This is a genomic window from Brevundimonas sp. Root1423 (assembly GCF_001426805.1).
On record NZ_LMFL01000056.1, the window covers coordinates 139,074 to 165,361 of the forward strand.

Sequence of the window (26,288 nt, forward strand, 5' to 3'; positions counted from 1 at the left end):
ACGAAAGACGGCGCGCGACGTCTGGTCCCGCCTATGGTTCGACGGACGCCTGTATGAGTTCCATCCTCACCCGCGATGAACTGTCCATGGCCCTCGGCCAGGCAGGCCAGGGCGACCGCGCCGCCTTCCGCCGCGTCTATGACGCGACCTCCGCGAAGCTATTGGGCGTGACCCTGCGTATCTTGGCTGACCGCCAACTGGCCGAGGACGTTTTGCAGGACACCTATCTGACCGTGTGGAGGAAGGCCGGGAGCTTCGATGCGTCCCGCGCGAGCCCGATCACATGGCTGGTGACCATCGCCCGCAACCGCGCGATCGACCGGCTGAGGTCCGGAACGGCGATGCGCGGCGCGACGCCGATCGACGACGCCTTCGAGGTGGCCGATGACGCGCCGTCGCCCGCCCAGGCGCTGGAGTCCGGCGACGACGTCCGCCGTTTGAACGATTGTCTCGGCGAACTGGACGACCGCACGGGCGGGGCCATCCGCACGGCCTTCCTCGAGGGCGTCACCTATGACGCCCTGGCCTCGCGGGAGAATGTGCCGCTGGGGACGATGAAGAGCTGGATCCGGCGGGGGCTGATGCGGCTGAGGGCCTGTCTCGACTCATGACCGATCCGACCGACACCGAAGGCATGGACGAGGACCGGGCCCTGGCCGGCGAACTGGCCCTGCGCGTCCTGTCGCCCGCCGAGGAGGCCGCCGCCCGGGCGCGCGAGGCGGCCGATCCCGGCTTCGCGGCCGAGGTCGAGGCGTGGAATGAACATCTCGCCGGTCTGGCGGACGGAACTGCGCCCGTCGCGCCGTCCCCCTACGTCTGGCCGCGCGTCGAGGCCGGCCTGCCGCCCGTCGCCGCCAATGACAACCGGCGGCTGGCCTTCTGGCGGACGTGGGCCGTGGGCTCCACCGGCCTGCTGGCCGCCAGTCTGGCGGCGGTCGTCGTGCTGCTGGCCCAGCCGTCTCCGGTTCCGCCGGCTCCCGCGCCGGCGGCGCCCGTGGCGGTGACGCGCGTCGCCACCCTGACGCTCGAGAACGGGGCGGCGGCCATGACCATCGCCTATGACCCCGGCACCGGTGAACTGTATCTGGCGCCGACCACCGAGATGGCCGGCGACACGCGGGTGCCGCACCTGTGGCTGGTCATGCCCGAGGGCGGGGTCCAGCTGGTCGGCGCCATCGACGGTTCGGCCACCTCGCGCCACAACCTCGGCCGGGCCCTGTCCGGCAAGGCCGGCCAGGCCAATGCGGTCGCCGTCTCCATGGAGGCCCCCGGCCACACGCCGCCGCCGGATCATCCCGACGGGCCCGTCGTCGCTTCGGGCGAACTTCAGCGTCTCTGATCGCATCCGCGCGCGCGGACGGCCCGTAGCTGGCTGCGACGAGTCCGTTGCGGTCGCGCGCGAGCGCACCGCATGGTCCTGACAGCCAACGGGCCCGTCAGGCGGGGAGGCCGTCCAGCCCTTCCACTACGGCTTCCCCGCTAACCTTTCCCGCTGAACCAGACGACTTTCGGACGTCAGGCCACTGATTTGTCGCGGTTTTCGACCGGAACCAGCGTCATTTGCCAGCCGCAGGAAGCGCCGCCCCCACACTGATCTCCGACAAACCGTGCGGAGACAACGATGAGCGACGACCACAGCGCCCGGCTGGAGCTGCCCTATCTGGCGGCCGGGCAGATGCAGAAACATGTGACCCTGAACGAGGCCCTGACCCGGCTGGACGCCCTGGTCCAGACCGCGGTGGTCAGCCGAACGACGACAGCCCAGCCGACCGCGCCGACGGACGGCGCCCTGTGGATCCTGCCCGCCGGCGCGACTGGCGCGGACTGGGGCGCCCGCCCGGCCGGGACGCTGGTGCGGGCCGAGGGCGGCGGCTGGACGGCGGTCGCGGCCCCGGACGGGCTGGTGGTCCTGGTCGGGGATGCGGCCGAGCTGGTGGTGCGCCACTGGGACGGCTGGGTCGCCCTGGGCCGGAGGCTGGGGGAAATCCAGGATCTCGGCCGGTTGGGCCTCGGCGCCACGGCCGACAGCTGGAACCCCTTCCTCGCCAGGCTGAACAACGCCCTGTGGACCGCCCGGGAGGCGGCGTCCGGCGGCACCGGCGACCTGCGGCTGACGCTCAACAAGGAGACGGCGGGCGACGTCCTGTCGCTGGTGTTCCAGAGCGGATACGGCGGCCGGGCGGAGCTGGGGCTGGTGGGGGACGACGACCTCAGGCTGAAGGTCAGCGCGGACGGGTCGGACTGGCGCGACGTCTTTTCGGTCGAGCGGGCGACAGGCCGGGCGGTCTTCACCCGCGGCGTCGTCCGACGGTCCGTGACCGTGTTCAGCGCATCCGGAACCTGGACGCCGCCCGTCTGGGCGCGAAGCGTCGAGGCGGTGGCCGTGGGCGGCGGCGGCGGGGGCGGAAGCGGCGCGTCCGGCGGCTCGGGCGCGCGTCCGGGGGGCGGCGGGGGCGGGGCGGGCGGCGTCAGCCGCGCTGCGTGGCCGGCGGATCTGCTGGGCGCCGGCCTGACGATCGAGGTCGGGGCGGGCGGATCGGGCGCGGACGGGGCTGACAGCGTCGTCTCCCTGGGCGGCGTGGTTTTGCTGAAGGGCGCCGGAGGCGGCGGCGGTCAGGACGGAGCCGCGGGCGGGGCAGGAGGCGTCGGCGGCGCCGGAGCGCCCGCGTCCAACGCCGGCGGCGCCTCAGGCGTCGCGACAGCCGGCGCGCCGGGCAGGGACCGGGACCGGCCGGATGGACCGGGCGGCGGCGGAGCGGGGGGAGGACTGGATGGCGCGGGCGTCGTCCGGGCCGGCGGAGCCGGCGGCGACGGCGGCGGTCTGGCGGTTCAGGCTCCCGGCGGCGCGGGCGGATCCGGCGCTGGAACGGCGGGCGCGGCCGCCCCCCAACCCGCCCTTCACTGGGCTGGCGGCGGGGGAGGCGGCGGGGGCGCGGTCGCCGCGGGGACGGGCCATGCCGGGGGCGCGGGCGGAGGAGCCGGCGCGGGCGGCGGCGGCGGCGGGGCCGGCGTAACGGCTGGAGGCGTCGGCGGCTCGGGCGCCGCCGGCGTGGTCTGGATCACGGCGCTCGGATGACCCGCTCCCTGACCTCTCATGACGACTGGCGTGACGCCCTGCTGCTGGATGAGGAGGCGTGGGACGTCCCCCGCCGCCTGACCGACGCCGATCTGTTCACCCACGGCGTCGACGGCTGGCGTCGCGCCGGCTGCAGCCTTGACGATCCGGAGGACGTCCGATGACCGATTTCCCGCCCGAAGAGGCGCCCGTCACTCTGGCTGAGGGCCGCTGGCTGTGGCGCAGGCTCTATGTCTTCGCCACCAGCGGCGGGGCCTGGCTGCTGCTGGACCGGCTGATCGCCGCGACGCCGCCGGAGGCCGCGCCGGCTCTGGCCCGGGGCCTGATGGCGCTGCTGGCCCTGACCATGGTGCTGTACCTCGTCGCGCCGACCGCGCAGCAGCTGATCGCCAGCCTGGGCGCCCTGCCGGGGAGGCGGTCATGAGCTTCCGCCTGTCCGAACGTTCGCTGAAACGGCTGGCGGGCGTGCACCCCCGGCTCGTGGCCCTGGTCAAGGAGGCCTCGGCCCTGACGCCGGTCGATTTCATGGTCACCGAAGGGCTGCGCACGCCTGAGCGGCAGGCGGCTCTTGTGCGCGCCGGGGCCAGCCGCACCCGCAAGTCGCGTCACCTGACTGGCCACGCTGTCGACGTGGCGGCCCTTGTCGACGGCCAGGTGCGCTGGGACTGGCCGCTGTATCCGCGCATCGCCGCGGCCTTCAAGGCGGCCGCCGCGCGCCAGGGCACGGCGATCGTGTGGGGCGGCGACTGGCCGACCCTGCGCGACGGCCCTCATTTCGAGCTGGACCGGAAGGCGTTCCCGTGAGGGCCTTGGCCATCCTTCGCGCGCTGACGCCGCCGGGCTGGGGTCTGGCCGTGGCGCTTGCGGTCGTCGCCCTCCTGGCGTTCGGGCGCGGCCTCGGGCTTCGCTGGGACCCGTTCGGCCTGGCCGACCATCGTCTCGCCGCAGCCGAAGCCCGCGCCGCGGCGGCGGACTCCGACGCGGCCGCGCGCCGGCTCGAGGTCGAGGGCGCGGCCGACCAGGCGCGCCGCATCGACATCCATCATCAACAGGCCGTCTCGGTCGCCCGGGCGACCGGCCGCGCCGCTGACCATGCCAGGAGCGCCCATGACGCCTCTCTCCCGCTGGACCCCGCTCGCGCCGCCCGTCTGCGCGAGCATGATCGCCGGCTGTGCGATCTCGCCCCCGCCGTCTGCGCCGCCGCCCCGGCTGATCCTGCCGGCGGCGGCGACGACGCCCTGCCGGCTGGACCGGCTTCCTGATGCGCCTGACGTATCCGACCTCGAGGCGTCCTACGCCGCACGGGGAGGGGCCCTTGTTCTTTGCGACGCCGCCCGCAGCCTGGCGGTCGAGACCCTGCTGGCCGAGCGCGCCCTGCTCGACCGGTGGGCGGAGCCGCCGCGTCGCCTCTGGCCGTGGATGCGGCGGTAGGGACGCGCCGGAGGCACAAACTGCAGGGCGACCGGGCAGTTCTTGCCGTCCACCCGGCACATTCTGCCGGGTCCGCGACGTGCTTAACAGGAACTAACGCAGCAAAAACAACGATCGGCCGTCCGGCATGCCGGTCTGGCGACTGGTCCCGTCCTTGCTGCGATAGCTGCGAGCAAAATGCTCCCGGCAGCCAAAATGGCGTCGGACACCTTGAAACAAGGAATATCGTCATGGCGCTGAACAGCGTTAACACGAACATCGGCGCGCAGATCGCCCTTCAGAACCTTCAGTCCACGAACAGTGAACTGGCCACGGTTCAAAATCGCATCAGCACCGGCAAGAACGTCTCGTCCGCCAAGGACAACGGCGCCATCTTCGCCATCGCCACCAGCCAGCGCGCAGAAATCGGCGCCCTGAACGCCGTCAAGGACAGCCTGAACCGCGGCTCTTCCGCCGTGGACGTCAGCCTGGCCGCCGGCGAATCGGTCTCCGATCTGCTGAGCCAGCTGAAGGAAAAGGCCCTGTCCGCCACGGACAAGAGCCTGACCACCTCGGCCCGTTCGGCCCTGAACGAAGACTTCAAGGCTATCCGCGACCAGATCGCGACCGTCGTCGCCAACGCCAAGTTCAACGGCGTGAACCTGCTGGACAACTCGACCGGCACCGGCGGCTACAAGGCCCTCGCCAACACCGCGGGTTCGACTCTGAAGGTGGCGGGTGAAAACCTGTCGCTGGGCGGCGCGAACGTCACGGTCACCGCCACGACCACCATCGGCACCTCGACCCTGGCCACGACCGCCCTGGGTCTGGTCAACGCGTCGATCGACAAGGTTTCGGCCTCCCTGGCTCGCCTGGGCACCGGCTCCAAGTCGTTCACCACCCACCTCGGCTTCGTCGGCAAGCTCCAGGACGCCCTGGAAACCGGCGTGGGCAACCTGGTGGACGCCGATCTGGCCAAGGAAAGCGCCCGACTCCAGGCCCTGCAAACCAAGCAACAGCTGGGTGTGCAGGCGCTGTCGATCGCCAACTCCTCGACCTCCATCCTGCTCGGACTGTTCCGCTAAGGATCGACCCGGAAGGGCGGGGTCCCACGCGGATCCCGCCCGACCGATCCAGTCCCTTTATAGGAAGCCGCGGGCTCAGCCCCGTCGGACGGAGCCATGCAAGACAATGCGAAGATAGGAACAGTAACCGCGTCAGCCATCCTGCCAGCCGCCGCCGCCGATTCCACGGCGGGCGGCGATTTCCATGACAACCGGGCCTCCGAAGAGGCTGCGCGCGCCGCGCGCTACCGCCTGGTGATCGAGGAGGGGCCGGCGGGGTCGTTCATCTACAAGACGCTGGACCGGGTCACCGGCGAGGTCGTCAGGCAGTTGCCCCGCGAACAGGTCGTCGACCTGATGCGGACCGCGGAATACAGCTCCGGCTCGGTCATCAACACCACCGCCTGACCGCGTCGAACAATCGATCCACCCGCCGCGCAGGAGCGATCCGCGCGGATTTCGGCATGGTTAGCGGTCGTTAACCATGTGTGCACGCTTGCGCCTCTAGCCTTGGTGAAACCTCACAGGGCTGAGTCGGATGACGAATAGCGTCCATACCAACAACTCCGCGGCCATCGCGCTGCAGAACCTCTCGCGGACGAATGACCGCCTCGCGGATGTCCAGGGCCGGATTTCAACCGGACTGAAGGTCCAGGGGGCCAAGGACAACGCCGCCATCTGGGCCATCGCCCAGGGCCAGCGGGCCGATGTCGGCGCGCTCAGCGCCGTGAAGCAGAGCCTGGACCGGGCGACCTCGGTCGCCGATGTGGCCCTTTCGGCCGGCGAGTCCATCTCGGACCTGCTGAACCAGCTGAAGGAGAAGGTCGTTGCGGCGAAGGACAGCTCGCTGAAGACCCAGTCCCGCCAGTTGCTGGACAATGACTTCAAGGCCCTGCTGCGGGCCCTCTCGTCCCAGGTCAGCAACGCCTCGTTCGACGGCGGCAACCTGTTGAACGGATCGCTGACCACTGGCATCAAATTCCTGGCCAACGCCGACGCCAGCAGCTTCGTCACCCTGACGGCCAAGGATCTGTCGCTGGGCGGCGCCATCATCGAGCTGGCCCTGTCGGACAGCCTCCTGACGCTGACGGGCGCGAGCCAGGCCCTGACCCGGCTGGACGATTCGATCACCCAGCTGAACGCCGCCCTCGGTTCGATCGGCGCCCAGGCCAAGCAGATCGAGGCGCACAACAACTTCGTCACCAAGCTGGTCGATACGCTGGAATCGGGCATCGGCAATCTGGTCGACGCCGACCTCGCCAAGGAAAGCGCACGGCTTCAGGCTTTGCAGGTGCAGCAACAGCTGGGCGCCCAGTCGCTGTCGATCGCCAACCAGGCGCCGCAGATCATCCTGTCGCTGTTCCGCGGGGGCTGATCAGACCGCGCGGCCGTGTCCGATCCGGATCGCGGCCGGCCTGCGGCGCAGGGCGGTTCGGGACCCGAATCCGTACAGGGAAAGCAACGATCTCAAGGCATTGAAGAAGACGGTCATCGCGGCGTCCTTCTTGTCCGGCGCGCGAATAACGGGCGCCGACGATCATTGTTCCCCGAGTCGGCCGGCGAGTCCCGTTCGGCGTCGTCCCGTTTACGGACGTTAAGGCCTCGTTACGCTCGACCCCCCACAGTGGGGGCCGGGAGCCGCGCGTGATCAACAACAGCTATCTTCTGGGTCTTTTCGGCGGTTCCTCCGTCGGCGACACGTCGCCGTACGCGGCAGCGGCGCTGCAGCAGGCTACGAAGAAGCAGCCGACTCCGCCCTGGTCCTCGACCGCCGTCGCGCCCAAGCAGGATGCGCTGGTGCGGGCGGCCCTGGGCGGGCGCAAATTCATCGACGAGGGCGCGGCCCAGCTGGATCTGAAGTCCGCCTCTGTCGACTATCGCAAGCTGTTCGCCCTCTATCAGGGCCTCGACACGCTGAACGCCCTGACCAACCGCGCCGCGACCAAGGGCGTCAGCGCGCTGGAACTGACCCAGCTCAACAAGCGGTTCACGGCCGGGGTGGGCGAGGTCGGGACATGGCTGTCCGCCGCCGGCTTCGACGACATCCGCATGGTGCAGGGAACGACCCGGACCACCAGCAAGACGACCGCCGCCGTGCCGCGAGACAGCGCCGTGTCCATCACCGGACCGATCCACGAAGGCTCGACCGACACGCCCGTCGCCGCCTTCCAGGGCGATACGAAATTCAGCATCACCATCAAGACGCCGGTCGGCCTGACGGACTCCCTGACCACGGCGGTGCCGATCGATCTGGCCGACATGGGCGCCACGCCGCGGACGCTCGACAATGTCCTCGCCCATATCAACGCCCAGCTGGAGACCGCCGGCTTCCAGACGCGCGTCGGGCGTCAGCAGATCAAGGCGGAGCCGAAGACGGTCCAGGTCAACGGCAAGCCCGTGACCCTGCCCGCCGGTCCTGACAAATGGGCCCTGGCCATCCGCGGCGCGTCGACCGAAACGGTCGGTTTCACCGCGCCGGCGACCTCGGACGCCGTCTATGTCGTCCAGGCGGCCGGAACCGCCGGCACGCCCCAACTGCTGAAGTTCCAGAGCGACGGCGGTACGGCGGCGCCGCCCGTCGCCGGGGGCGTGGGCGAAACCCTGTGGATCGAAGGCCGGCTGTCGCAGGATGACCTGCCTGACGGGGTCAGGACGGTCCGCGCCAGCGCGGTCGGCCCCGACGGCTCGCTGTGGCTGGTCGCCGACGTCACCGCGGGGCCCGACACCCAGCCGATCAAGGGCGTGCAGGACGTCGCCCTGATGAAGTACGACACGGCCGGGCGTCTGGTCGCGACCCGAACCCTGGGAGCGGCCTCGACCGCCAGCGGCTACGCCATCGCCATCGATGCCGCCGGAAATGTGGCCGTCGCCGGCTCGGTCACCGGCGCGCTGAACACCTCCACCGCCGACGCGGGCAGGACGGGCGAGGCCGCGACCGTCGCCGACAGCTTCGTCACCGTCTTCAACAAGGACGGCGAGGAGCAATGGAGCCAGCGCCGCGGGGCCCGTGACGCCGACGAGGCGACCTCGGTCAGCTTTGGCGCCGACGGAACCGTCTATATCGCCGGCCGCGCCCGGTCGGCGATCACCGGCGCATCCCCTGTCGGCGGCTGGGACGGCTATGTACAGGCGTTCAAGGCGGGCGAGCCCTATCCGACCGCCGGCATCGTCGCCAAGGCGACCGCCGCGACCCAGTTCGGGACCGTCAGCGACGACAGCGTCGATGCGATGACGATCGACGGCTCGAACCTCTACACCGCAGGCGTCGAGAACGGCCGCGCCGTCGTGCGCCGCTTCACCCTCGACGCGGCCGGCGTTCCGACCCTGGCCTCGACGCGGGATCTCGGCGTGATCAGCGGCGACATCGCCGGCGTCGCGGTATCGGGAGGGCAGGTCATCGTCACCGGCGCGAGCCGCGACAGCGGCCTGTCGGCGGGCACGGAGACGACGGCCCATTCGGGCGGCAAGGACGTCTTCATCGCCACCCTGTCGGCCGACCTGGCCGCCGCCCCCGGCGACCGGATGACCTGGTATGGCGGAACCGGGGACGACAGCGCCGCGGACGTCAAGATCCACAACGGCAAGGTCTGGATCACCGGAATCGCCGATCGCGGCGAGGCCGCCAAGGCCACGGATCCCACGACGGGCTATCTGGCCCGGATCGATCCGCTGAGCGGGACGGTCGAGTACGAGAAGACCTGGTCCGGCGACGGCGATCAGGCCAAGCCCCTGACCCTCGCGGTCGCCGCGGACGGGGCCAGCGTGCTGGACCGGCTGGGCCTGCCCAAGGGGGAAATCGACCAGAGCGATTCCAAACGGCTGATCGACGCCACCTCGGTCCGTGTGGGAGACCGCTTCTACGTCAGCCCCGCGGCGGGCGGCCGGGCCATTTCCGTGACCATCGAGGCCAAGGACACGCTCGCCACCCTGGCCCGAAAGATCGAGATCGCCTCGTCGGGCAAGTTGAAGGTCACGATCGCGTCCGAAGGCGGCGCGGTCACCGGCACAGTCGGTGAGACCACCACGACCACCGGCGGCTTCCAGCGCCTGTCGATCGCAGCCCGCGACGGCAAGGCCGGCGCCGTGCTGACCTCGGGTGAGACAGGCCGGGACGCCCTCGCGGGCCTGGGTCTTTCGCCGGGCTATATCGGCGCCTCCATAGGCGATGACATCATCAAGACCTTCGGCCTCGACCTTCCCGCCGGCCTCCACCTCGGCGACGCGACCGCGGTGAAGACCGCCGGCGAACGTCTGCAGGGGGCCATGAAGGCCGTGCGCGACGCCTATCGCGCCCTGGCTCCCGCGCCGGTCGGTGCTGCGGCAGGCGGGCGCGTGCCGGCCTATCTCAACGCCCAGCTGGCCAACTATCAGGCTGCCCTGTCTCGCCTCGGCGGATAGGCCTCCGGCCACGAAGAACGTTGACGCGGAACGTCCGGGCGGGGTTATTGGGGGCTCCATCCGCGCGAGCCCTTCATGCCCCAGGACAATCGTCTTCTTATCGCGATCGGCGCCGGTCTGGCGGTCGTCGCGGCCGTGGTGCTGGCCCTCGTGTTCAGCGGCGGGCGAGGCCGCGACGCGGGTCCGCCCCCGGCTGCACAGGGCGGGCTGACGGTCGACGTCGCCGACGCGCCGGAGCTCAGCACGACCCGCGAGTTGCGCTGTTTCGTGAACGGCCAGTTCATCGGCATGGCGACCCTGACCGATTGCGCGCGCCGCAACGGCGTGGCCACCGACGCCCTCGACGTCGGCATCGACGAGACGGGCGCCCTGGCCGCGGCCCCGACGGCCGCCTTCGCCCCGCCGCCCGGCCTTCCGCCGGTCGAGCTGACCGAGGCCGAACCCGCGCCCGCCATCGAACAGAACCAGCCGGCCCAGCCCTCCGTCCAGACCGCCTCCGGCAGCCCATGCCTGCGTTACACGGGATCGGACTGGCGCTCGCTGTCCTCGAACATGAGCCTCAACGCCTGCGTCCAGGCGCTGTACGCCGGCACCTGCGTCCGGCCCGGCGAGGCCCTGTACGGCCGTTGGGGCGAGACCACGCTCAGGCTCGTGCCGCGCCGGGTCGAACAGTCGCCTGACAACAATCGTTTCCGCACCCTGGTCGAACAGGACCGGGGCTGCCAGTTCCCGGGGCTGCGCTGATGAAGCTTCTGACGACCGCCGCGCTCGGCGCCAGCGTGCTGGCGCTCGCGGCCTGCGAGAAGGCGACCGAGGCCCCCTTCGATCCGGGCGTCTGCTACGCCGTGGAGATGGGGGCCGAGGGCGAGCCGCCGCGCTTCAACAAGGTGGCCGACAGCCAGCCGCAGATCGAATTCTGCGCGGCGCGCCTCGAGGAGATGCGCCTTCGCTTCCTGCGTATGGGCGGCAACCGGCGCGAGGTGGTGGGCTCGTATCAGGGGCAGTTCATCTTCATCGACCGCGCCGGGGTATGGATCTCGAAGACGCTCGAAGGCTCCCGCTTCATCCTGCTGGCGCGGACCGGCGACGGGCGGCTGGCCATTCCCAGCGCCATCCAGCGCGCCATCGACGGCACGCCCGTTTCGGTGTCGGCCTCGCCGGAACCGGCGGCTCCCACGCCCTAGACGAAACGGAACAAACGTGGAACAAACGCGCCTGTGGATGACAGCGACAAAGCTGACCTACGGGTCCGGGAACCGCGCTAGTCAGGCCTGACAATAATCCCGGCCCGAACAGCGCGAAGCGCGACGGGCCAAGAACGAAGAAGGAGCTCGGCGATGGCGGGCAGCGTCAACAAGGTCATTCTGGTCGGCAACCTGGGCAAGGACCCGGAAATCCGCACGCTGAACTCGGGCGAGCGGGTCGCCAACCTGTCGCTGGCCACCTCCGAGCAGTGGCGCGACAAGGCCACCGGCGAGCGCAAGGAAAAGACCGAGTGGCACCGCGTCGTGATCTTCAACGACAACATCATCAAGGTCGCCGAGAACTATCTGAAGAAGGGCTCGACGGTTTACATCGAGGGCACGCTGGCGACCCGCAAATGGACCGACGCCCAGGGCGTCGAGAAATATTCGACCGAGGTTGTGGTCAACAAGTTCAAGGGCGAGCTGACCATGCTGGGCGGCCGTGACGGCGGCGCCGGCGGCGGGGCCTCGCGCGGCGGCGACGACGACTATTCCTCGGGCTTCTCGACCGGCGGCGCCAACAAGCCCAGCGGTCCCAAGGAAAGTTACGACCTGAACGACGACATTCCGTTCTAGGCGCGAACCCGGGCCGGTGACGGAGCGTGCGAAACGCTCCGTTACCGGCTTTGAGGCCCCGGCGGCGCGGACCTGTGCCATAGCCGGGTGGTGATTACCCCCGACAAGCCCCACAGCCCGCTCTCGCCGGTCGAGATCCTCGCCATCATCGCGATCGTGGTGATCTGGGGCGTCAACAACGCCGCGGCCAAGCTGGCCACGGAAACCATGCCGCCCCTGCTGGTGGGCGCGCTCAGGTTCGCGATCGCCGCCGCCTGCCTGATCCCCTTCGTGCGGCGGCCGTTTCCGAACTGGAAGAGCCTGGCGATCATCGTCGTACTCGGCGGACCCATCCACTACGGCCTGATCTATCTGGCCTTCTGGCTGGCGCAGGACGTCAGTCCGGTGTCGGTGGCGGCGCAGCTGTGGGTGCCGTTCACGGCGCTGTTCGCCTTCCTGCTGCTGCGCGAAAAGCTGTCGCGCTTCGCCCTAGCCGGTATGGCGGTGGCCTTCGCGGGCGTGGCCTGGATGACGCTGGATCCGCACGCCATAGCCGACTGGAAGGCCATACTGGTCGGCATCGCCGCCGCCTCGGCCTGGGCCCTGACGACGGTGATCGCCCGGCGCACCACATCCATCCCGCCGCTGAAGATGCAGGGGCTGCTGGCCCTCGTGGCCCTGCCGACCCTGGCCTTCGCCTCGGCCACATTCGAGCGCGGGCAGTGGGACGCGATCCGGCAGGCTGACCTGCTGGTCTGGACCAGCGTCGTCTGGGCCGGGCTGGTGTCCTCGGTTCTGGCCACCACCCTGGTGTTCTGGCTGGTGCAGAAGCGCGAGGCCGGGCGGGTGACGCCCTATCTGCTCGCCACCCCGGTGGTGTCCATCCTGATCGGCTGGGGCTTCATGGGCGACGTGCTGACGCCTCAGATCCTGACCGGCGCGGCCCTGACCATGGGCGGGGTCGCCATCGTGGCCCTGGCCGAGCGCGGGCTGAGGGCCGGAGCGGCGAAGGCCTGACACGAAAAGGGCCCGGACGCTGTCGCATCCGGGCCCTTCATCCCAGGGGTTGGAGCGCCTACAGGCCGGGAAGCTTGAAGCCGGTGTCGCGCCGCGGCGTGATAACGATGCCGGTGCGGCCCCCGGTCAATTCCTGGAGGCGGGCGTATTCGCTGGCGGCGTCGACCGTGACAGCGCCTTCCGAGGTCTGGGTCGTGGTCGCGGCCTGGCTGGCCGGATTGTCACGGCGCCAGAACAGCAGTCGGTTGGCCCAGCCCTCTTCCTTGTGCGCCAGATCACCGAACTCGTCGTCGACGACATAGCGGGCGAGGGGGTCGGCGCGGTCGCCGCCGGCCTGGGCGACCAGCTGCTGTTCGCCGGCGGAGCGGGTCACGGCCTGGCGCTGGCCCAGCAGGATCTGGCGGGCGGCGGATTCGGGCGCCAGTTCCTGCGGACGCGGCTGGCCCGGCGCCGGCGGGCGCAGGCCGTACTCGGGCGGAACGGTCAGGGGAGCGGTGGACACCGTCAGGAACGCGTCGGGCGTGACCTTGGTCAGGCCGATCCCCTGCCGAACGCTCGAGCAGGCGCCGAGCGCGAGCATCGAGGTGGTGAGGGTCAGGACGGCGACAGTACGAAGACGCATTATGTGATCTCGGTAGCGATCTGGTTCGGACGCCGAACGGGCGCGCGCGTGGTGCCTGGATGAATGCGGCTGATTACGACTTTTCGGCGGCGAGGCCAACCTTGGCCGCCCGTTCGGACAGCAGACTGTCGAGAATCAGCAGGATGACGCCGACGGTGATGGCGCTGTCGGCGATGTTGAACACCCAGGGGAAGATCCGGGTGCCCGAAAAATCGATGAAGTCGACGACGAAGCCGAAGCGGATACGGTCGATCACATTGCCGATCGCGCCGCCCATGACGAGGCCGATGGCGCTGATCAGCAATCGCCTGTCGGCCCGCAGCGCCCACCAGCCCAGAATCCCGGCGACCCCCACCGAGAACAGGCTCAGCATCCAGCGCGCCGAGCCGTCGCCGAACAGGCCGAAGCTGACGCCGCGGTTCTCGACCCAGGTGAAGTTCAGGATCGGCGGCCAGACCTCGACGCGGCCCACCTCGCGCAGGTCCAGGCCGGACAGGACCCAGGCCTTGGTCAGCTGGTCGAGCACGACGACGATAAGGGCGAAGACGAAGGCCGTGACGGCGAGGCGTGAGATTTTCATACGGGCCGCTGAAATGTGAAGGGCGTTCGGTTAGCAGTCCGGGGGCGAAGCGCGAAGGGGCAATCGTGTCGCGCGCTCGCGTCGGCGCATCAGCGGTTGCCTCGAACGGCTCCAGACCCCAGATGTGACGCCTTCAATTCGAGGAAAGAGCCGCCCGCATCCAGGAGCGCCGATGCCGCATGCCGACAGCCTGATCCTCACCCTCGTCGGCGGCTTCGTGCTGGCGTTCGTGTTCGGCATGTTGGCCAACCGGCTGAAGCTGTCGCCCCTGGTCGGCTATCTGGTGGCGGGCGTCATCGTCGGGCCTCACACGGCCGGTTACGTCGCCGATGTCGAACTGGCCCCCCAACTCGCCGAGATCGGCGTCATCCTCCTGATGTTCGGCGTGGGGCTGCATTTCTCGCTGGCCGACCTGATGAAGGTGCGCAGGATCGCCATCCCCGGGGCGCTGGTGCAGATCGCGGCGGCGACGGGACTGGGGTGGGCGCTCGGCCGACTGATGGGCATGAGCCACCTGGAGGCCACCCTGACCGGTTTCGCCCTGTCCGTCGCCTCGACCGTCGTTCTGCTGCGGGCGCTTGAGGAGCGCAAACAGGTCAAGGGACCCGTCGGCCGCCTCGCCATGGGCTGGCTGATCGTCGAGGATCTGGTGATCGTCATCGCCCTCGTCATCCTCCCGCTGCTGATCATCCAGCCGGGGGAGGCGCTGGACGGCATGGAACTGGCGCAATCGATCGGCTGGACCCTGTTCAAGGTCGCCGCCTTCACGGGCGTGATGCTGGTTGTCGGCGCGCGGCTGCTGCCGTGGCTGCTGGTCCGCATCGCCCACACCCGGTCGCGTGAGCTGTTCACCCTCGGCGTCCTGGCCATCGCCCTCGGCATCGCCTGGATCGCCTACGCCCTGTTCCACTCGTTCGCCCTCGGCGCCTTCCTCGCCGGACTGGTTCTCAACAGCTCGCCGCTGGGCCACAACGCGGCCGAGCGGTCCCTGCCGCTGCGCGACGCCTTCGCCGTGCTGTTCTTCGTCTCGGTCGGCATGCTGTTCGATCCGACCATCCTGGTCCGCGAGCCGCTGGCCGTGCTGGGCGTTCTGGGAATCGTCATCGTCGGCAAGTCGATCGCCGCCCTGGCGATCACCACGGCCTTCAAACTGGACAAGGCCACCAGCCTGACCGTCGCAGCGGCCCTGGCCCAGATCGGCGAGTTCTCCTTCATCCTCGCCGCCCTCAGCGTGCAGCTGGGCGGCATGCGGCAGGAGACCCACGATCTGATTCTGGCGGCCGCCCTGCTGTCGATATCGCTGAACCCGTTTGTCTTCGCCCTGATCGACCGGATGGGCGCCCGGCCGAAGCCTCCCGCCAGTGGTTCGGTCGAAGAAAAGGCCGCCGCGGAGAATCCCGCGACGGCCTGATCTCGATCTTACGGCGTGCGACCGTTTCTGACGTAGTGGTCTGTCAGACTGTCTGGATGATCGCGAACGCCAGACATTTCAGCCCCGAAGAGTCCGATGTGTCCGCAATGTCCTCTCTTTTCGAGCGGATCCGGACTCTGCCGGATCAGGGTTTCACAGGACTCCGATCATGCTGGCGACCAGCGGGTGACGGACGATGTCCTGCTCGGCCAGTTTCACCACGGCGATGTTCGGCACCGGCAGCAGACGTTCGGCGATGTCCGACAGGCCCGAAATGCCCGGCAGAAGGTCGGACTGCTGCGGATCGCCCGTCACCACCATGGTCGAATGCCAGCCCAGCCGCGTGAGCAGCATCTTCAGCTGGACGTAGGTGCAGTTCTGCGCCTCGTCGACGACGATGAAGGCGTTGTTCAGGGTGCGGCCGCGCATATAGCCGATGGGCGCGATCTCGATCAGCCCCTCGGCCATCAGCGCCTTGACCCGCTTCATGCTCAGCCGATCCGAAAGCGCGTCGTAGAGCGGGCGCAGATAGGGGGCCAGCTTGTCCTCCATGTCGCCGGGCAGGAAGCCGATCGACTCGCCCGCTTCGACGGCGGGGCGCGACAGGACGATGCGGCCGATCTTGCCGGCTTCCAGCGCCTCGACCGCCTTGGCCACGGCCAGATAGGTCTTGCCGGTGCCTGCCGGCCCGAGGGCCAGGACCATGTTGTGGTTGTCGATCGCCGTCATCAATTCGGCCTGRCCGTCCGACTTGGGCTTCAGCGTCTTCAGATAGGCCTGGTCCCGGTCGTCGTTGGACGGRTAGGGYGACCAGCCGCCATGGCCGGTGTGGGTCGGCARRCGRCGTACCTTGGAATCCTCCATGAACTGACGGGAATCGAGCACGCCGTGCTCACGCGAAGTCTCGCGGGTCTGGCGYTTGATGGCTGCACGCTTGGTCATGGACGCCTCCAGGGCATGAAAAAAGGCGATGCCGCAAAAGCATCGCCTCGAACGAAGGTAGGGAGAGAAGAAGGGGATGCGACGCATCCGCCCGGATCGGAGGAGGGCCCTTCCAGGGACCGGAAATCTCCCAGCGGCGCGAGCCGCCGAACCGAACGCACCACGCACGTCCCCCGAGGTCTGACCGGACCGGGCTTGATCCGGCTTCCRATCCGGGGCCGAAATGGCGGCCTCGAATCGCAWCAACAGAATGATGCTAACGTGGTTTACGAAGCCTTAAAGCCAAGAAACCACTCAAGGTAAGGTGATGTTTCCATGACGATTTATGCGTTGGCTGACAAGAAACCGCAGCTTCCGCCAGACGGCGAATACTGGGTGGCTCCGAACGCGATCCTGACAGGAGACGTGATTCTCAAACCCGGCGCCAGCGTCTGGTTCGGCGCCGTGGTGCGGGGCGACAACGACCCCATTACCATCGGCCGGGACACCAATATCCAGGACGGCAGCGTGCTGCATTCCGACCCCGGCGAACCGCTGACCATCGGCGACGGCGTCACCGTCGGCCACATGGTCATGCTCCACAGCTGCGAGATCGGCGACAACACCCTGATCGGCATCGGGGCGGTGGTGCTGGGCCGCGCGAGGATCGGTAAGAACTGCCTGATCGGCGCCAACACCCTGATCACCGAGGGCAAGGTCATTCCCGACGGCTCGCTGGTCATGGGCCAGCCGGGCAAGGTGGTGCGCGAGCTGGAGCCGGGGCAGATCGAGGCCCTGAGGGCTTCGGCGGCCCATTATGTACAGAACTGGAGGCGCTACCGACGCGACCTCGCGGCCCTTACGCCAGACGCCGGCCGTGCGCCGCCGCAAGACTGAGAGGCGCCCGCGCGGCCTCCCCGACGCCGATCGAGACCCGGGCCGTCAGCAGGCGCGATTCGTCGGACGCGAGGGTCAGGGTGGCGGACGGCGCGTACAGGCCCAGGACCCGGTCCGGTTCGCCGGACGGACCCCGCAAGGGAACCAGGGCGATCTCGATCTGGGCGGCGGCCTGGCCGGCCTGGGCGATGAGCACCACGGGGCGGGCCTCGCGCAGGGTCTGGGTCAGGGCGGCCGCGACCAGGGGGCGTGAGGCCGGCCGCCACAGCGACAGCAGCGGCTGGTCCTTCAGCCATTCGCCGTGGAAATCCTCGATCCAGCCGCCCGCCAGCCGCACGACGGCGTCCTCGCCGGGCCGCTCGGCCATGAACACCCGCGGCAGGCGCAGGCCCAGGGCGGCCGGCTCCACGGCCGCGCGCGCCGGAATGCCGGCCCGCGTCCCGGTGCGGCGCGACAGGCTGGTCCAGTGGTCGATCAGGAACTGCGTATCAGGATGAAACATGGGCTTGGCCTCTGGCCGCCCCGTCGCAAGGGCCGGGCCGGGCCGAAAGCAACGGAATTGAAAGGCTTCCTGGCGTCAGATGCAGGCTGGAGCGGCCCGCGCCTTGCCGGGACCGCGCAAGTTTTGATGTGGAGGTCGGCCCATGCGGGTGCGGATCATGAACTGGCTGTTGGCGCTGGGGGGCTTCACGGCCCTGATGGCGTTCGCCGATCCGGCTGCGGCCCAGTGCGGACCGGTGTGCCCGCCGCCGCCGCCGCCGTGCTGCGAGCCGCCGCCGCCCCCGCCCCCGCCCCCGCCGTGCTGCGAGCTGCCTCCGCCTCCGCCGTGCTGCGGCGGCGGCGGAAACCTGAACGTCAATGTGAACGTCAACGCCAACGCCAACGCCAACGCCAATGCGGCGGCCCGGGCGGGCCTGAACGCGCGCGCCGGCGGCAGCGTCTTCGTCAGCGGCGGCGGTTCGGCCTATGTCACGGTCGACCAGCCCTATCCGACCACCATCAGCGGCCTGAACGTCGAGGGCGCGCGGGTGCGCAGGACCATCCGCGTTCCCTATGAAGCCCGGCGGCGCTGGGAAAAGCGGGTCGTGATCCGGGCCTTCTGCATCGACGACCGCAATGTGCCGCACCCGGCCTCCCAGGTTCGCCCCGACCGCGAGGTCGACGGGAGCTATGAAGGCGAGCTGTACCGCTGCCTGGCGGGCACCTGGCTGCAGATCACCTGGGCCGAGTATCAGGGCGATACGGATTTCGGCCACGGTGAAACCATGGACTGCCGCAAGGGCGAGGCCCTGTGGCACGGCCGCGGCGGCCAGATCGAGTGCAAGCGTCAGCGCGACGAGCGCGACTGCAACGAACGCTCCCTGCTGCGCCGCTACGGCGCGGGTGTGAAGATCGTGACCTGGGTCCGCGAGGAAACCTACACCGAGTACCGCGAGGAAGTGATCGAAGAGGCCGGCATGGCTGTGTCGGGCGCGATGATCACCCTGGACGGCGGCGTCGGCGGTCGGGTTTTCTGACGCCAGTCTGAACACCGGCGTTCAGCCGCGGGTCAGCCGCGGACGCCTAGAACGGTATTGTCGGCTCCGTCGACATCCTGAGAAGCAAACTGGCCCCGATCCGCAAGGACCGGGGCCATTTTTTCGTCTACCGGGCCGGGGCTGCAGCCGCGGGGGCGGCGGCCGGGTTGTCCGAGGTGATCGTCAGCCGCCACGCCTTGTCCGGGGTCAGATACTGACGCGCCAGCCGCTGGATGTCGGCGGGCGTGACGGACTCGTAGTCAGTCACGTGCGAGCGGATTTCATCGAAGGTCTCGGACTTGCGCCCCGCATCGGCGAGCTGGCTCACCCAGTAGCCGTTATCGGCCCGGCTGCGGCGCAGCGACTCGACGACCGGCGCGCGGGCCCGGAGCAGTTCGTCGTCGCTGATCGGCGTATCCCGCAGGCTGGCGGCGATGGAGTCGAAGGCCGTGAACAGCGCAGGCAGGCTCTCCGGGCGCGTCTCGGCCAGCATCAGGAGGTAGCCGTAGTCGGGGAACACTGACGACGACGACGCACCCGCGCCGGGACCGTAGGAGAGGCCCAGTTTTTCCCGAACTTCCTCGTTCAGCCGCAGCTGGACCACGGCGCTGAGGATGGCCAGTTGCCGCGCCTCGAGCTGGTCGCCGATCGCGTCGGTGGTCGGCCAGCCGATGAGGCCGATCGCCTGCTCGCCCGGCCCCTCGTGTTTCAGCTGAACCGGTTCGGCCGAGGGAGCCGGGAAGCGGCGGACGTCGGAGCCCGGCAGCGGTTCGGCCTGCGCTCCCCGATCGGGGAGGGCGCCGAGGGTGTTGGCCACGGTGGCGATGGCGGCGTCCACGGTCACGTCGCCGACCATGACGATGTCGATCGGCCCGCGCGCGCGGCCCTCGGTCACGCCGGCGCGGACCTCCTCGATCGACATGGCGGCGATCTCCGCCTCCGTGGGCATCGCGTCGCGCTGGTCCCCCGAACTGATCAGTTCGCCGAGATCGCGGCCCAGCACGCCGCCCGGCGTTGCGCGGAGCTGGGCCAGTTGGGCGGGAAACTGACTGCGGGCCAGCTCGAAGGGAGCGGCGCGAAGGCCGGGATCCACCAGATAAGCCGTCAGCACTTGCATCTGGAGCTGCAGATCTTCCGGTTTGGTCGATCCGCCGAGGGTGTAGGCGTCCGTCGCCATGCCGGCATTGATGTTGTAGGTCTTGCCGCTGAGCACCCGATTGAGCTGGTCCACGGTCAGTTTCGCCGTGCCCCCCGGTCCCATTACAGAATTGGCCAGGGCCATCGAGGTTACGCGGTCCGTGGGCAGGGCCAATTCGCCGATGCCGGTGCGGACGTTGACCAGGATCTGGTTGTCGCGGAACTCGGTTGGCTTGACGAACAGGCGGACGCCGTTGGGGAAGTCGACGCGGGTCACCCCAAGGTCGGCGATCTCGGTGCGCGCGCTCGGCCGGGTGGGCGTCCCGAAGTCCGTATAGGGCCATTCCAGCGCGGCCTCGTCGGCGCGGGCCGTGACGGCGACCTGACGAGACGCCTCCAGCGCCGCGGTGACAGCGGCCTCGCCGCCCTCGATCGGGACGGGGGAGGTCACCATGACGACGGGGCCCTGACCATCGAAGACCGGGCGGACGGCCGCAGTCACCTGATCGGGCGTCAGGCCCTCGACGGTGGCGTTGAAGAGGGCGAGGCTGGTCGCCGGCGAAGCAAAGACGTTCCGGTCATTGGCCGCCCCGAGCAGGCCGTTGGCCAGGGCGGGCGTGGACCGGGTTGCGGCGGCCGTGACCGCGTTCTGCAGCCGGGTGCGGTTGTCGGTGATCTCGCGCTGCAGTTCGGCCTCGGTGATCCCGAACTGCACCAGGCGGCGCTGTTCCTGCTCGATCGACTGCAGGGCGCGCGTCAAGCCGCCGGGATTGAAGTTGGCGCTGACCGAACCGGCCGACAGGCTGTCGAAAACGGATGCGTTCGAAGCGCTTGCGCTCACGAACGGGGGATTGTCGGCGCGCGCCAGCTCTCCGAGACGGCGCGTCAGCACGGCCAGGCCTAGATTCTGGATCAGATTCTCCCGGCGTTCGGCCACGGTGTCCGGATCGAGATCCGGCGGGCGGATCCAGTTGATATCGACAGAGGACTGGACGCCCGGCTCGACCAGGACGCGGGTTTCGGGACCGCGTGCGGCGACCTGGCCAAGATCCGGGTCGGGACCGTCGGCCGCCTTTGGGGTCCAGCTTTCGAACGCGGCCCGGACCTTGCCTTCCATCACTTCGACATCGAAATCGCCGACCGCGATGAAGGTGGCGCGGTTTGGCCGGTAATAGGCATTGTAGAACTCCATAAAGCGCTCTCGCGGGGCAGTGCGGATGATGTCGAGATCGCCGATGGGGAGGCGGTTCGAAAGGCGCTGACCCGACGCGAGCAGGCCGAACTGGGCCTTGGCGATGCGCAGTTGCGGCGTGTTGCGCATCCGCTCCTCGCCCTCGATCACGCCGCGTTCGTCGTCAACCGCGTCCGCCGCCATCAGGGCCTCGGACACCTGTTCGCGCATGATGCGCAGCGCGGCGTCGACCGTCTCGTCATTGGTGCGGGGCAGCTCCAGCAGATAGGCGGTCTGGTCGAAGCTGGTGAAGGCGTTGGTGTCGGCGCCGAAGGCCAGGCCCAGCCGCTCGAGGATGCGCAGCAGGTCGTTCTCGGGAATATTGGTCGTTCCGTTGAAGGCCATATGCTCCATGAAGTGGGCCAGACCCAGCTGGTCCTCGTTCTCCATCAGCGAGCCGGCGTCGATGCGCAGGCGGAAGGAGGCCTGACCCGCCGGGGTCGCATTGCGCAGGATCGCATACTGCATGCCGTTGGGAAGGACGCCGAAGCGGACGTTGGTGTCAGCGGGAATGTCGCTGGCGGCATGGGCCCAGGGGTCCGAGGGCTGGATCAGCGCCTGGGCCAGGGCCGGCGAGGCTGTGATCAGGACGGTGGTGGATGCCGCGACGAGCAACAACAGACGACGGACGGAACGCATTCTCGGTCTCTTTCCGAAAGGCGCGATCACTCCCGCGCCGGACATGGGACGGGGGCCGTGGCGATGGTCGCCGACGCCCCCTGCAACCTTTCGGCGACGGCCGGGGTCGGCTCAAGTTACCGAAGATTAATTTGTCGGACGCGAGACGTAGAAGCTGGCGGAATTGCCGACGGCCGTGGCCCCGGTAATGACAGCACGCCCCGAACCGGCGACAGACGTATTGGCCACTGCGGAGACGTCGCCGCTGTTGGTCTGGGTGTTGCTCGCGTCGAGGAAGCCTTCGCAGGTCGAGCAGGCGTAGCCGGTCACGCTGTTGCCGACGGCCTCGGCCCCGACATAGGCGTCATAGCCGTTCGTACCCGAGAAGGTGGCCGTCACGTCCACGCCGCCCGAGTTGAACTGGGTGTTGTCGATCTCGACGAAGATGTCGTTGTTGCCGACCGACAGCTCGTTGGCGACGCCGCGGGCCCGGGCTTCGGCCTGGCCGAAGTCATAGGCGGTGGTGAGGGCCGAGGCCCGAACGAAGCTCGTGTTGGTCTGGTCCGACCCGGTCACGACCGAGCCGCCCTCATTATAGAGTACGGCCTGGTTGGCGCTGGCGCGAGCCCGGGCGGCGAGATCCCAGGCGTTGCCCGCGTTGGAGCTGGCCTCGGCCTCGACGAAATCGCCGGTCGAGCGCTGGGTGATCGACAGGTTCTGGCCCGATGTGGCGTTGCTGTTGACGGCGACGGCGTTGACGATGGCCTCGCTGTCCACGCTGCCGGGCGCGGGGATGTACTGGCTCTGGATACGGCCGAACGAACGAACGACCGCCGAAGACGACTGGTCGACCGCGCCCTGAAGGAACGAGGCCTGGCCCGCCAGGGCGACGGTGTTGGAGATGGCCGAGGCGTTGACCGCCACGCCGCCGTGCAGCCGGGCGTTGCTGTCGCCCACCTCGGTGGTGGCGCTGACCAGAGCGCCGGTGTTGGACTGGGTCGCATCGACCGTCAGATCGGCGTTGTAGGCGCTGACGGCCAGATAGTTGCCGCCCGCCTGGGAGGCAGCGTTGACCTCCCCATAGGTATCGCCGCCCAGGATGACGTCGGTCCGGGCCACGGCGTCGCCGCGCATGTCCTGATTCGACTGGACCGTGATGGCGCCGTTCTCGACGGCGCCCGAGGCGGAGTTGCCCTGGGCCGAGGTTTCGACGGTCACCTGCTCCTGGGCGTCGACCACGTTCAGCGTCTGGCCGGCGAAGACGTCGCCCAGCTGCAGCTGTTCATTGAGGACGATCGCCCCGTCCTGCGGCGGCGTCTGCGCTGCGGCCTCAGTAGCGGCTGCGGCGCACAGCAACGTCGCGGCGATCGTGCCAGCGAGACGGGTCCGCGCGGGTTTCGCCATTGTTCGTGTCCGTGTTGGGATATGCGGGATAATAGCCGCCGGTCGGACCGACCGTGCCGCCCAGGGGGTCGGGTCCGGCGCCGAGGCAGACCTCGGGTCCGGGCGCACCGTACAGATTGGCCATGAACTCGACGGTGGCCCGCTCGATCAGCGCGCGCACCGCCAGCTGGACCGGCTCGAGCCCGCCTTCGCCGGCGGAGATGTCGAAGACGTTGCCGTTCAGGAAGTCGAACACCCCGGCCGAGATCTCCCGCCCGATGATCTGCTTCTGGTAGGAGACGACATCGACGACCTCGAGCGTCGTGGTCTGAACCAGCCGCAGGTCGATGGCGATGTTCATCACATAGGCCTTGCCCGAGAACGCGGTCGACAGGGGCGTCTGGCTGCTGGCCTGGCCCGCCGCCATGTCGAAGCCGCCCGAGCGTATATTGTAGTTCACCTCGGTGATGCCGCCGACGATATAGAAGTCCGAGCCGGGCACCTGGCCGGCGAGGATGCGACGGTACTGTGTGTCCCCGGGGCCGCCGGGGCCGTCGTCGCCGATCAGCCGGTTGTTGGCGTAGCGCAGCTCAAGCTCGGACACCGAGGTGTCGTAACGTTCCACGATATGGGCGCCGGACTTGGCCAGGGCGGTATTGGCCATCAGCGATGCGCCGCCGGTGATCTGGCGGCCGCCATCGGCCGAGACGGTGCCGGTGTAGTCGCTGATCCGGCCGACCGCGATGCGCGGCGAAGGCAGGCTGTAGCGCCGGGCGTAGTCGGCCATGCAGTAGAGTGCCGCGGAGTAGGGGGTCGGGTTGGCCGTCACCGGCGCGTTGCCGATCGGCGACGCATATTGCCCGGTCGGACCGGCCGAGGCCGAGATACAGCCGCTCAGCAGCGCGGCCGCCGCGGAAGCGACGCCCGCGACCCGGAGCCGTCGCGAAAGGGAGCCAGCGCTCATGGAAGCCTCAGGGTGCCGTTCAGGCTGGTTCCGGCGTTGATCGCGCCGTTATTCACCTGGGTGGAGTTTACAATGACGGTGTTGTGGTTGCCCTGAACGACGACGTTCAGATTGTTGCCGATGGCGGTCGACCCGCCGATGGCTGTGCCCCCGCTGTTCCCGGCGCCGGTGAAGCTGGAGGATACGCCCCCGCTCGCGCTGGAATAGGCGCTGGCGCCGGCCTGGATGACACCGTTGACGATCAGCCGGTTGCCGTTTGCGTCTCGCGTCGATCCCGTCTGGGGCCGTGCGGTGGTGTAGCGCGAGCCGCCATAGCCGGCCTGGTAGGAGCCCATGTTCGAGGAACCGGCCGACTGGGCCGAGGCGACCGCGGGGGCGGCGAGGGCGAGGAGGACCACGGCGGACCCCAGCTTCGTGCGCATGCTCATGGCGGCGACCTCTCACGCAAACAGAGTCAACGGACCGGAAAGGATCCTTCGTCCCACTCTGGGTCATGGTTATTAAGAAGCGCTTGCCATGATGGCGTTCGACAACCGATTGGTTTGTCTTCGTGATTCGCCGGAGCTTTCGCCCTGAACGCGCAGCCGTCCGAACGTGTGTTCAACGCCCCCCTGGTGGCCGTGGGCGTCGCCGTGTCCATGCCGGTGTTGTTCTGGTTGCAGACACGGCTGCCGGATGGCGGAGTGTCGCTGGCCTTCCGTCCGTCCTCACTCTGGGACGGCGGCTGGTGGCCCGGCATCCTGACTTCCATGTTTGTTCACGGCGGCTGGCCCCACGTGGCGATGAACGCGATCCTGGGGCTCGCCTTCGGCACGCCGGTGGCGCGGCTGATGCCGGGCGCGAGGGGGGCGGCGGGCTTCCTCGCCTTCTATATAGCGTGCGGCCTGCTCGCCACGGCGGGATACGGCCTCGTCCATCCCGCCAGCTACGACGCCCTGGTGGGCGCGTCCGGGGCGGTGTTCGGCCTGATGGGTGCGGCGCTGCGCCTGCTCGGCCGCAAATCGGGGCGCCTGAGATCCCTGACGGACAAACGCTTCCTGACGCCGGCGGCGGCGATCATGGTCGTCAACGTGGCCGTCGGCCTGCTGGGATTCGCGCCGGGAATGGAAGGCGCCCGGATCGCCTGGGAGGCGCACGCCTTTGGTTTCATCGCCGGCGCCCTGCTGATCGGCCCGTGGGCGAGGGCGTTCCGTCCTCGTCCGGAAGCGTTTGATTCGCCGCCCGATCTGCGCGACCCTGAGGCCTGAAGCGGTCCATCCGCGGCCGCGCTCTATCTAGAGAGGGAGGAGCCGCGATGCTGGTCGCCGAAATTCTGAAGGACAAGGGCGACGCCGTCTACGCCATCGGCCCCGAACTGACGCTGGGCGAGGCCTGTGGCGAACTGGACCGGCTGCGTGTCGGCGCCCTGATGGTCTGCAGCAACGACAAGGTCGTGGGCGTGCTGTCCGAGCGGGACGTGGTCAGGGCGGTGGCCCGCGACGGCCAGGCCGCGCTGGGCCAGCCGGTTTCCGCCTTCATGACCTCCGAAGTGGTGTTCGCCGCCCCCGCGGAGACAGTGGCGATTCTGATGGGCCGGATGACCGACCGGCGAATCCGGCATCTGCCCGTGCTGCGTGACGGCCGGCTGGCCGGCGTGATCTCGATCGGCGATGTGGTGAAATGCCAGATCGCCGAGGCCACGCGGGAAGCGGAATCCCTGCGCACCTATATAGCGGCGGGCTGAAGGACAGGCGGGGCAGGAGCGGATCGCAGCCCGCCCCAAAATGGCCCGGGTCCGTCGACCGCGACTCCGCGAGAAAGTTCGCARAACTGTCGGAATCGGCTTGCGGACAAAATGGCCGCTGCGTATATCGCCGCCTCGCTCGGAAACGGGCCGGCCGCCGGGGCCACGGAGACGCAAGCCTCCAGGGTCCCTCGGGAAGAAAGTCGCTGATGCGGGTTGCTTCCTTAAAGGTGTTCGGTTAGGTTCCGCGCTCCAATCGAATCGTCGGYAACGAAACAGAGGCAAGCCTCTCGGGCTTTCCAGACGGTTTTTTGCGGCCTGAAGTCTCCGGATTTCATCCCCCGCRAAATGGCTGAAAAAGCCCGRTTGACACGGAGATTGGCCTTCCTTAGAAGGCCGCCTCCACCGGCTCCCGGGCCGGTTCGCAGACAGAGGTTCTTCTTTAAAAAGAACCACTTGACGCGGAAAAWYGAGGCGCTAAACAGCGCCTCCCTCGTCTCCGGACGGGGCGGACGGAAAG

The 26,288-nt window shown here is 69.1% G+C and carries 28 protein-coding genes; 20 read left to right on the top strand and 8 right to left on the bottom strand.

All coding sequences use genetic code 11. The annotated features are described in order from the left end of the window. The first annotated feature begins 53 nt into the window (after positions 1-53). The 15 genes from ASD25_RS26130 (at position 54) to ASD25_RS26195 (ending at position 12,764) form a co-directional block, all read left to right on the top strand. Positions 54-611, top strand: coding sequence for a sigma-70 family RNA polymerase sigma factor (locus ASD25_RS26130; protein ID WP_055828466.1), 558 nt, complete (start codon positions 54-56; stop codon positions 609-611). Next, on the top strand, positions 608-1,339 hold the full coding sequence (locus ASD25_RS26135; protein ID WP_055828469.1) for an anti-sigma factor domain-containing protein: 732 nt from the start codon (positions 608-610) through the stop codon (positions 1,337-1,339). Before ASD25_RS26130 ends, ASD25_RS26135 begins: the two co-directional genes overlap by 4 nt. Positions 1,340-1,621: 282 nt before the next feature. Beyond that, on the top strand, positions 1,622-3,076 hold the full coding sequence (locus ASD25_RS26140) for a DUF2793 domain-containing protein (RefSeq protein WP_055828472.1): 1,455 nt from the start codon (positions 1,622-1,624) through the stop codon (positions 3,074-3,076). Further along, complete coding sequence (locus ASD25_RS30825; protein WP_156376914.1) at positions 3,073-3,240, top strand: hypothetical protein; 168 nt, start codon at positions 3,073-3,075, stop codon at positions 3,238-3,240. Before ASD25_RS26140 ends, ASD25_RS30825 begins: the two co-directional genes overlap by 4 nt. Then, a complete protein-coding gene (locus ASD25_RS26145) occupies positions 3,237-3,500 on the top strand; it encodes a hypothetical protein (RefSeq protein ID WP_055828475.1) in 264 nt (87 codons plus the stop codon). Before ASD25_RS30825 ends, ASD25_RS26145 begins: the two co-directional genes overlap by 4 nt. After that, a complete protein-coding gene (locus ASD25_RS26150; protein WP_055828478.1) occupies positions 3,497-3,880 on the top strand; it encodes a M15 family metallopeptidase in 384 nt (127 codons plus the stop codon). The genes ASD25_RS26145 and ASD25_RS26150 overlap by 4 nt, the downstream gene beginning before the upstream one ends. A 5-nt stretch (positions 3,881-3,885) precedes the next feature. Then, positions 3,886-4,338, top strand: a complete 453-nt coding sequence (locus ASD25_RS26155) for a hypothetical protein (protein ID WP_055828481.1) — start codon at positions 3,886-3,888, stop codon at positions 4,336-4,338. A 399-nt stretch (positions 4,339-4,737) separates the two neighbouring features. Next, on the top strand, positions 4,738-5,571 hold the full coding sequence (locus tag ASD25_RS26160) for a flagellin (protein ID WP_055828485.1): 834 nt from the start codon (positions 4,738-4,740) through the stop codon (positions 5,569-5,571). A gap of 96 nt (positions 5,572-5,667) precedes the next feature. After that, a complete protein-coding gene (locus tag ASD25_RS31415) occupies positions 5,668-5,958 on the top strand; it encodes a hypothetical protein (protein WP_055828488.1) in 291 nt (96 codons plus the stop codon). A 130-nt stretch (positions 5,959-6,088) separates the two neighbouring features. Further along, positions 6,089-6,925 (top strand): flagellin, encoded by an 837-nt coding sequence (locus ASD25_RS26170; RefSeq protein WP_055828491.1) that lies wholly within the window; start codon positions 6,089-6,091, stop codon positions 6,923-6,925. A gap of 269 nt (positions 6,926-7,194) precedes the next feature. Continuing rightward, positions 7,195-9,948, top strand: coding sequence for a hypothetical protein (locus ASD25_RS26175; protein WP_055828496.1), 2,754 nt, complete (start codon positions 7,195-7,197; stop codon positions 9,946-9,948). 75 nt (positions 9,949-10,023) lie between these two features. After that, positions 10,024-10,692, top strand: coding sequence for a hypothetical protein (locus ASD25_RS26180; RefSeq protein ID WP_055828502.1), 669 nt, complete (start codon positions 10,024-10,026; stop codon positions 10,690-10,692). Next, positions 10,692-11,132 carry a hypothetical protein gene (locus tag ASD25_RS26185; protein ID WP_055828505.1) on the top strand — a complete coding sequence of 147 codons (441 nt, stop codon included), beginning with the start codon at positions 10,692-10,694 and terminating at the stop codon, positions 11,130-11,132. The genes ASD25_RS26180 and ASD25_RS26185 overlap by 1 nt, the downstream gene beginning before the upstream one ends. A gap of 153 nt (positions 11,133-11,285) precedes the next feature. Further along, positions 11,286-11,768, top strand: a complete 483-nt coding sequence (gene ssb / locus ASD25_RS26190; protein ID WP_055828508.1) for a single-stranded DNA-binding protein — start codon at positions 11,286-11,288, stop codon at positions 11,766-11,768. 87 nt (positions 11,769-11,855) lie between these two features. Then, a complete protein-coding gene (locus tag ASD25_RS26195; RefSeq protein ID WP_055828511.1) occupies positions 11,856-12,764 on the top strand; it encodes a DMT family transporter in 909 nt (302 codons plus the stop codon). Positions 12,765-12,822: 58 nt separating this feature from the next. On the opposite strand, the gene ASD25_RS26200 is transcribed toward ASD25_RS26195, so the two are convergent. Both ASD25_RS26200 and lspA read right to left on the bottom strand, forming a co-directional pair. Beyond that, a complete protein-coding gene (locus tag ASD25_RS26200) occupies positions 12,823-13,386 on the bottom strand; it encodes a DUF3035 domain-containing protein (protein ID WP_055828514.1) in 564 nt (187 codons plus the stop codon). Between the two features lie 73 nt (positions 13,387-13,459). Beyond that, positions 13,460-13,966 (bottom strand): signal peptidase II, encoded by a 507-nt coding sequence (gene lspA / locus ASD25_RS26205; protein ID WP_055828518.1) that lies wholly within the window; start codon positions 13,964-13,966, stop codon positions 13,460-13,462. Between the two features lie 172 nt (positions 13,967-14,138). Between lspA and ASD25_RS26210 the strand changes: the two genes are divergently transcribed. After that, a complete protein-coding gene (locus ASD25_RS26210) occupies positions 14,139-15,377 on the top strand; it encodes a cation:proton antiporter (protein ID WP_055828521.1) in 1,239 nt (412 codons plus the stop codon). A 153-nt stretch (positions 15,378-15,530) separates the two neighbouring features. Here ASD25_RS26210 and ASD25_RS26215 read toward each other — a convergent pair whose 3' ends face one another. Beyond that, positions 15,531-16,331, bottom strand: a complete 801-nt coding sequence (locus ASD25_RS26215; protein ID WP_156376944.1) for a PhoH family protein — start codon at positions 16,329-16,331, stop codon at positions 15,531-15,533. 303 nt (positions 16,332-16,634) lie between these two features. Here ASD25_RS26215 and ASD25_RS26220 point away from each other — a divergent pair, with 303 nt between their 5' ends. Continuing rightward, positions 16,635-17,195: a gamma carbonic anhydrase family protein gene (locus tag ASD25_RS26220; RefSeq protein ID WP_055828527.1), complete on the top strand. Its 561-nt coding sequence runs from the start codon at positions 16,635-16,637 to the stop codon at positions 17,193-17,195. Here ASD25_RS26220 and ASD25_RS26225 read toward each other — a convergent pair. After that, positions 17,158-17,697 (bottom strand): PAS domain-containing protein, encoded by a 540-nt coding sequence (locus ASD25_RS26225; RefSeq protein WP_055828530.1) that lies wholly within the window; start codon positions 17,695-17,697, stop codon positions 17,158-17,160. The two genes, ASD25_RS26220 and ASD25_RS26225, sit on opposite strands and share 38 nt — an antisense overlap. A 142-nt stretch (positions 17,698-17,839) precedes the next feature. Here ASD25_RS26225 and ASD25_RS26230 point away from each other — a divergent pair, with 142 nt between their 5' ends. Beyond that, a complete protein-coding gene (locus tag ASD25_RS26230; RefSeq protein WP_200943726.1) occupies positions 17,840-18,712 on the top strand; it encodes a hypothetical protein in 873 nt (290 codons plus the stop codon). A 127-nt stretch (positions 18,713-18,839) separates the two neighbouring features. On the opposite strand, the gene ASD25_RS26235 is transcribed toward ASD25_RS26230, so the two are convergent. From ASD25_RS26235 to hfaA, 4 genes are all read right to left on the bottom strand, one after another. After that, the gene (locus ASD25_RS26235; RefSeq protein WP_055828533.1) at positions 18,840-21,719 is read right to left on the bottom strand and encodes a pitrilysin family protein; all 2,880 of its coding nucleotides are present in this window, start codon (positions 21,717-21,719) and stop codon (positions 18,840-18,842) included. A gap of 126 nt (positions 21,720-21,845) precedes the next feature. Continuing rightward, positions 21,846-23,102 (bottom strand): holdfast anchor protein HfaD, encoded by a 1,257-nt coding sequence (gene hfaD / locus ASD25_RS26240; protein ID WP_055828534.1) that lies wholly within the window; start codon positions 23,100-23,102, stop codon positions 21,846-21,848. Then, positions 23,029-24,045, bottom strand: coding sequence for a holdfast anchoring protein HfaB (gene hfaB / locus ASD25_RS26245; protein ID WP_055828539.1), 1,017 nt, complete (start codon positions 24,043-24,045; stop codon positions 23,029-23,031). The genes hfaD and hfaB overlap by 74 nt, the downstream gene beginning before the upstream one ends. Further along, positions 24,042-24,473, bottom strand: coding sequence for a holdfast anchoring protein HfaA (hfaA, locus tag ASD25_RS26250; protein WP_055828542.1), 432 nt, complete (start codon positions 24,471-24,473; stop codon positions 24,042-24,044). Before hfaA ends, hfaB begins: the two co-directional genes overlap by 4 nt. A gap of 168 nt (positions 24,474-24,641) precedes the next feature. Between hfaA and ASD25_RS26255 the strand changes: the two genes are divergently transcribed. Together ASD25_RS26255 and ASD25_RS26260 are read left to right on the top strand one after the other, a co-directional pair. Further along, the gene (locus ASD25_RS26255) at positions 24,642-25,292 is read left to right on the top strand and encodes a rhomboid family intramembrane serine protease (RefSeq protein WP_055828546.1); all 651 of its coding nucleotides are present in this window, start codon (positions 24,642-24,644) and stop codon (positions 25,290-25,292) included. Between the two features lie 47 nt (positions 25,293-25,339). Continuing rightward, positions 25,340-25,768, top strand: a complete 429-nt coding sequence (locus tag ASD25_RS26260) for a CBS domain-containing protein (protein WP_055828549.1) — start codon at positions 25,340-25,342, stop codon at positions 25,766-25,768. The last annotated feature ends 520 nt before the right edge of the window (positions 25,769-26,288 follow it).